Source organism: Allobosea sp. Root670, from assembly GCF_001429415.1.
In the GTDB taxonomy this organism is placed as follows: Bacteria; Pseudomonadota; Alphaproteobacteria; order Rhizobiales; family Beijerinckiaceae; genus Allobosea; species Allobosea robiniae.
On sequence record NZ_LMJU01000009.1, the window covers coordinates 36474 to 36731 of the forward strand.

A 258-nucleotide genomic window follows, 5' to 3' on the forward strand; every position below is an offset into this window, starting at 1 on the left:
CGAACCCATGCCGGTCTTGTCGAAGACGGCGCCGTCCTCGTCCTCGCCAGCCTCGTCCTCCTCGGAGGTGACGGCATCGAGATATTGCGGCCGGCCTTGGGTCTTGAGATGCGCCACGACCTTCTCGACCTCGCTGTCCGAGACGAAGGGGCCGTGGACGCGGGTGATGCGCCCGCCGCCGGCCATGTAGAGCATGTCGCCCTGGCCGAGCAGCTGCTCGGCGCCCATTTCGCCGAGGATCGTGCGCGAGTCGATCTT

Annotated in this window: 1 pseudogene; it reads right to left on the reverse strand. The window is 67.4% G+C overall.

Annotation, left to right across the window (positions count from 1 at the left end):
* Positions 1–258 (reverse strand): annotated as a pseudogene (locus tag ASE61_RS27145) (DNA translocase FtsK); the annotation flags it as partial.